General features: G+C 63.6%; 6 protein-coding genes and 1 pseudogene. 5 read left to right on the forward strand and 2 right to left on the reverse strand.

Annotated elements, in window-relative coordinates; translation table 11 throughout:
* Both ACE3SS_RS14925 and ACE3SS_RS14930 read right to left on the reverse strand, forming a co-directional pair.
* Positions 1-222 (reverse strand): dihydropteroate synthase (locus ACE3SS_RS14925; protein ID WP_374595303.1); only part of this gene is annotated, 222 nt, incomplete at its 3' end.
* A gap of 112 nt (positions 223-334) precedes the next feature.
* Positions 335-568: a YdcH family protein gene (locus ACE3SS_RS14930; RefSeq protein ID WP_374595305.1), complete on the reverse strand. Its 234-nt coding sequence runs from the start codon at positions 566-568 to the stop codon at positions 335-337.
* A gap of 179 nt (positions 569-747) precedes the next feature.
* On the opposite strand from ACE3SS_RS14930, the gene recA reads away from it, so the two are divergent.
* From recA to ACE3SS_RS14955, 5 genes and pseudogenes are all read left to right on the forward strand, one after another.
* On the forward strand, positions 748-1,818 hold the full coding sequence (recA, locus tag ACE3SS_RS14935) for a recombinase RecA (protein WP_374595307.1): 1,071 nt from the start codon (positions 748-750) through the stop codon (positions 1,816-1,818).
* Between the two features lie 43 nt (positions 1,819-1,861).
* A complete protein-coding gene (gene recX, locus ACE3SS_RS14940; RefSeq protein WP_374595309.1) occupies positions 1,862-2,338 on the forward strand; it encodes a recombination regulator RecX in 477 nt (158 codons plus the stop codon).
* A 136-nt stretch (positions 2,339-2,474) separates the two neighbouring features.
* Complete coding sequence (locus ACE3SS_RS14945) at positions 2,475-3,110, forward strand: DUF2889 domain-containing protein (RefSeq protein WP_374595311.1); 636 nt, start codon at positions 2,475-2,477, stop codon at positions 3,108-3,110.
* Positions 3,107-4,267: an ADP-forming succinate--CoA ligase subunit beta gene (gene sucC, locus ACE3SS_RS14950; protein WP_374595313.1), complete on the forward strand. Its 1,161-nt coding sequence runs from the start codon at positions 3,107-3,109 to the stop codon at positions 4,265-4,267. Before ACE3SS_RS14945 ends, sucC begins: the two co-directional genes overlap by 4 nt.
* 20 nt (positions 4,268-4,287) lie before the next feature.
* Positions 4,288-4,418: pseudogene (locus ACE3SS_RS14955) on the forward strand (succinate--CoA ligase subunit alpha); the annotation flags it as partial.

Raw genomic sequence — 4,418 nt, forward strand, 5'->3', positions numbered from 1 at the left:
GTTGATGTCGATGACCTGCGCGCCGTTCTCGACCTGCTGCCGCGCCACCGAGAGGGCATCTTCAAAGCGGCCTTCGAGGATCATGCGGGCGAAGGCCTTCGAGCCCGTGACGTTGGTGCGCTCGCCCACGTTGACGAACAGCGAGCCCTCGCCGATGGCAACGGGCTCCAGCCCCGACAGACGCATGGGGGGAACGACAGGGGTGGCGGCGGCAGTAGTCATGGGCCGCGATTTTAGAAGGCGCCCTCAAGCGCCGCGGACTGCGCCAGAAACGACTCGGGGCGGCGACCCGCCTCAGCAGGTGCGCCGCCCCGTGGCCTGACAACTCGCCGGATCAGGCGGTCAGCAGCTTGTACAGCTCGTCTTTCAGGCGCACGCGCTGCTGCTTGAGCGTTTCGACCTGATCGTCCGACAGGTTCTCGACGCGGGTTTCGGCGCGCACGATCTGCTTGTCGAGGTCTTCGTATTCCTTCTCCAGCTTGGCAAAGTGGGCTTGCCCTTTCAAAGCGTGGATGCGATCACGCAACTCGGGAAAGTCTTTGATCAGCGGATGGTGTTCAACGGTCATGTTCTCGGTCTCCAAAGAGTCAGTGGCAATAGCGATCTTGAATTGATTGTGCGCAGGGAGTGTGACTGCACGCTTGAGTTGCATCAATTCTGGCCAGCCCATCGCCGCGTCATCGCACAAAGTACTGTACGGATATCCAGCTTATGCGCCATAATCGCGCCATCTTTTGGAGACAGCCGATGGACGCACCCACCCGCAACAACACTTCCACCTCCAGCCTCAGCGGCGAAAAAGCCAAGGCCCTGCAGGCCGCGCTGGCCCAGATCGAAAAGCAGTTCGGCAAGGGCTCGATCATGCGCCTGGGTGAAGGCGAAGCCATCGAAGACATCCAGGTCGTGTCCACCGGCTCGCTGGGCCTCGACATCGCCCTGGGCGTGGGTGGCCTGCCGCGCGGCCGCGTCGTCGAGATCTACGGCCCCGAATCATCCGGCAAGACCACGCTGACGCTGCAAGTCATCGCCGAGATGCAAAAGCAGGGCGGCATCTGCGCCTTCATCGACGCCGAACACGCCCTCGACGTGCAATACGCGCAAAAGCTGGGCGTCAATCTGTCCGACCTGCTGATCTCGCAACCCGACACCGGCGAGCAGGCGCTTGAAATCGTCGATGCGCTGGTGCGCTCGGGCTCGGTCGACATGATCGTGGTCGACTCGGTGGCCGCCCTCACGCCCAAGGCCGAAATCGAAGGCGAAATGGGCGACTCGCTGCCCGGCCTGCAGGCCCGCCTGATGAGCCAGGCCTTGCGCAAGCTCACCGCCACCATCAAGAAGACCAACTGCATGGTCATCTTCATCAACCAGATCCGCATGAAGATCGGCGTGATGTTCGGCTCGCCCGAAACCACCACCGGCGGCAACGCGCTCAAGTTCTACGCCTCGGTGCGCCTCGACATCCGCCGCATCGGCTCGATCAAGAAGGGCGAAGAGGTCATCGGCAACGAAACCAAGGTCAAGGTTGTCAAGAACAAGGTGTCTCCGCCGTTCAAGACCGCCGAGTTCGACATCCTCTACGGTGAAGGCATCAGCCGCGAAGGCGAGATCATCGACCTCGGCGTCAACGCCAAGGTGGTCGACAAGTCCGGCGCCTGGTACGCCTACAACGGCGAAAAGATCGGCCAGGGCAAGGACAACGCCCGCGAGTTCCTGCGCGAGAACCCCGATATTGCCCACGAGATCGAAAACAAGATCCGCGCGTCGCTGGGCATCGCCTTGTTGCCGTCAGCCGACGCCGACGATGCCCCGAGCCCCTGATCGGACGGCGTGCGCCCGTGCGCCCCGAACAGCGAGACCCCCGATGAGCGGCGTCACGCTGTCCCTCAAAGGCCGCGCCCTGCGCTATTTGAGTGCGCGCGAGCATTCGCGCAGCGAGCTGGCCCGCAAGCTGGCCCGCCACAGCGACGATGCCGATGAAGTCGAGCGCGTGCTCGATGAGCTCACCGCCAAAGGCTGGCTGTCGGCCGAGCGCTTTGTCGAATCGGTCGTGCATCGCCGGGCCGAGCGCTTTGGCGCGGCGCGCATCCGGCAAGAGCTGCAGCAGCACGGCATTGATGCCGCCGAATCGGCCGCCGCGCTCGACGCCCTGCGCCAAAGCGAACCCGAGCGCGCCCGGGCCGTCTGGCAGCGGCGCTTCGGCTCGGCGCCAACCACGCCCGCCGACAAAGCCAGGCAGATGCGCTTTCTGATCGGCAGGGGCTTTTCAGCCGATGTCATCCGGCTTCTGCTGAACGAGTTGCCTCGCGATGGCTCGCAGACGGCTGACGCCGCCGATTAATGCGTCAATTGGTGCATGTTTGCGCCAATTCAGCGCAGCGCTGGTGCAAACCAGTGCAGCCTTGATGCGTCGCAACATGCTACATTCGACGCGCTTTTGAGCAGCATTCCGTGCACGCTTGCCGTGCCCGCGAAACATGGCCCTCCCTCCTGCCTCACCCCAACGCCAACCCCGCCATCGGCGGCTGATCGAGCTCGACGTGTACGAGCGTGACGATGGCCTGTGGGAAGTCGATGCCAAGCTCACCGACACCAAACCTTTCGATCTGCCCCTCAAGACCGGCATGCGCGCGGCCAACGTGCCGGTGCACGAGTTGCTGCTGCGCATCGTGGTCGATACCGGCTTCAACGTCCTCGACGCCGGATCGCAATCCAACTGGGTGCCCTATCCCGATCACTGCGGCCAACACGGCGACGCCTACCGCCGCCTGGTCGGTCTCAACTTGTTGAGCAACTTCCGCGGCGAAATCAAGAAACGGTTGTCGGGCGTGCTGGGCTGCACCCACTTGAGCGAGCTGGCCCAACTCTTGCCTACAGCCGTGGTGCAGGCGTTTGCAGGCACCGTGTTCCGGTCTGCCGACGGCAGTCAGGCGACTGACACCCGCCCCTTCCAGCTCGACCGCTGCCACGCGCTGCGAAGCGACGGTGAAGTGGCCCGCCTCTACTACCCGCGCTGGTACCAGCGTCCGCCCTCGGCCAGCGCCGAGGGTTTGACGCCGGCGCCGGCATCTGTCTGTGCTTCCCCTTCTCCCACTGCAGAGCAAGCCCCATGAAAATCCACGAATACCAAGGCAAGGAACTCTTGCGCAAATTCGGCGTGCCCGTGCCGCGCGGCATCCCGGCGTTCAGCGTCGACGAGGCCGTTGAGGCCGCCAAGCAACTCGGCGGCCCCGTCTGGGTCGTCAAGGCACAGATCCACGCCGGTGGTCGCGGCAAGGGCGGCGGCGTCAAGCTGGCCAAGAGCCTCGACGACGTTCGCGTGCTCGCCGGCCAGATCCTGGGCATGCAGCTCAAGACCCATCAAACCGGCCCCGAAGGCCAGAAGGTCAACCGCCTCTACATCGAAGAGGGCGCCGACATTCAAAAAGAATATTACGTGTCCGTCGTCACCGACCGCGGCACGCAGAAGGTGGCGTTCATCGCTTCGAGCGAAGGCGGCATGGACATCGAAGAAGTGGCGCACAGCACGCCCGAGAAGATCATCAAGGTCTTCATCGACCCGCTGGCCGGCGTGACCGACGCGCAAGCCAAGCAGCTGGCCGACGGCATCGGCCTGCCCGCTGGCTCGGTGCCGCAAGCCATCGACATCTTCAAGAAGCTCTACCAGTGCTACATGGAGACCGACGCGTCGCTGGTCGAGATCAACCCGCTGAACCGCGATAGCAAGGGCAACCTGATCGCGCTCGACGCCAAGTTCAACTTCGACGCCAACGCGCTGTTCCGTCACCCCGAGATCGTGGCCTACCGCGACCTCGACGAAGAAGACCCGGCCGAGATCGAAGCCTCGAAGTTCGATCTGGCCTACATCCAGCTCGACGGCAACATCGGCTGCCTGGTCAACGGCGCCGGTCTGGCCATGGCCACGATGGACACCATCAAGCTGTTCGGCGGCGAGCCGGCCAACTTCCTCGACGTGGGCGGCGGTGCCACCGCCGAGAAGGTGACCGAAGCCTTCAAGATCATGCTGAAGAACCCCGACGTGAAGGGCATCCTCGTCAACATCTTCGGCGGCATCATGAAGTGCGACACCATCGCCGACGGCGTGATCACCGCCTGCAAGGCCGTGAACCTGACCGTGCCGCTGGTCGTCCGCATGAAGGGCACCAACGAAGACCTGGGCAAGAAGATGCTGGCCGACTCCGGCCTGCCCATCATCGCCGCCGATTCGATGGCCGAAGCCGCGACCAAGATCGTCGCCGCCGTCGCCTGAGCAGACCCGAAGGATTCGTCATGAGCATTTACATCAATAAAGACACCAAGGTCATCACCCAAGGCATCACGGGCAAGACCGGTCAATTCCACACCCTGGGTTGCCAGGCCTACGCCAACGGCAAGAACTGCTTCGTCGCCGGCGTGAACCC

The sequence above is a fragment of the Aquabacterium sp. genome (assembly GCF_041915145.1).
GTDB lineage: Bacteria > Pseudomonadota > Gammaproteobacteria > Burkholderiales > Burkholderiaceae_C > Aquabacterium.